This window comes from Rodentibacter myodis, assembly GCF_001999305.1.
GTDB lineage: Bacteria > Pseudomonadota > Gammaproteobacteria > Enterobacterales > Pasteurellaceae > Rodentibacter > Rodentibacter myodis.
Map to the genome: position 1 here is coordinate 1 of NZ_MLHQ01000053.1, position 1203 is coordinate 1203.

The following is a 1203-nucleotide window of genomic DNA, read 5'->3' on the forward strand; positions in this document are numbered from 1 at the left end:
TAAGGCGTTTTTTTGATTTGCGCATTTTTAAACGATTTTTGCTAACCCTACCCCCAGCCTATTGCGATTATTTATTTGATAATCGGACTGTTTTTAGTTATTTAGAACCTGAATCCGATTTCTATCATGTTGTTAGTTATCAACAAAATCAAATTTGTTGGTTGCCAAAAGAACAGTCTGAATTTCTTTCCTATCTCACAGAGGAAAAATTGATATGTTAAAAACACCGCGAAAAAACACCGCACTTTTAGGGCTTCTTGTTATTGCGAGCCTTATCACCGCTTGTTCCGAACCGAGTTTTCGGGAGGAATTTTTTAAACACCGTCGTTGCGCTGAAGTGCAATATCAATGTTTACCGGAATTTCAGGAGAAAAATATGATTGATCTTTCGCAACCTTATCAATTAACCGATGAGGAAGAAGCCCGTATTGAACGGGATAATACCTTAAGACTGCATCGTAAAATTATTAAAATGCTGGAAATTTATTATCCCGGCTTTTGGAATAATGCAGATGAAAAAACACAGTTAGCATGGATGGAAAAGGTTGATGAGATAACTAAACGGTATTATCCGAATCGACAACATTATCATTTAGAATTAATTGCATCTGTTTGTGCCATTATTGGTGTTGATTTTGAAAATAATCCGAAACTTAATTTTGTTGTAGACAGAATTAAGTCGGATCCTCTATATATCCCACTTATCAAGATTAATGACTATTTGCGTTTTGAAGTATTACAAAAGGATTATGACGAGGCAGGTAATCAATATAACAATTGGAGTTTGCGTGGGGTAAGGCAAGGTATGCCACCAATGACCCGTCACGTGCCGGATTTTAATACAGAGTGGAAGCCTAATAATCCGGAAGAAAATAGACGACGTATTTATAGAGAATGGTTACGTGAGAAAGGATATCAGGAATGAGTTGTAAAGTGATTCGAATCGGGGTGTTTTTTGATGGCACAGGTAATAATCTCACTAACGATGAAGCGGGCAGAAGTAAAAATTGCGTGAATAATATTGGAAAGTGATATGCTTATAGCCGATTTAATTCAGAGAGGTTGATATGCTAAAAATAACGCGAAAAAATACCGCACTTCTAGGGTTTGGTTTTACGATATTCATTATCACAGCATGTTCCGAACCAAATTTTCGGGAGGAATTTTTTAAACACCGTCGTTGTGCTGAAGTGCAATATCAAT

The 1203-nt window shown here is 36.4% G+C and carries 1 protein-coding gene and 1 pseudogene; both read left to right on the forward strand.

Translation table 11 applies throughout. From position 1 onward, the window contains the following. Window positions 1–221: pseudogene (locus BKL49_RS12510) on the forward strand (hypothetical protein); the annotation flags it as partial. Beyond that, a complete protein-coding gene (locus tag BKL49_RS12075) occupies window positions 215–925 on the forward strand; it encodes a hypothetical protein (RefSeq protein WP_077425793.1) in 711 nt (236 codons plus the stop codon). The pseudogene BKL49_RS12510 and the gene BKL49_RS12075, both read left to right, overlap by 7 nt. Window positions 926–1203 lie beyond the last annotated feature (278 nt).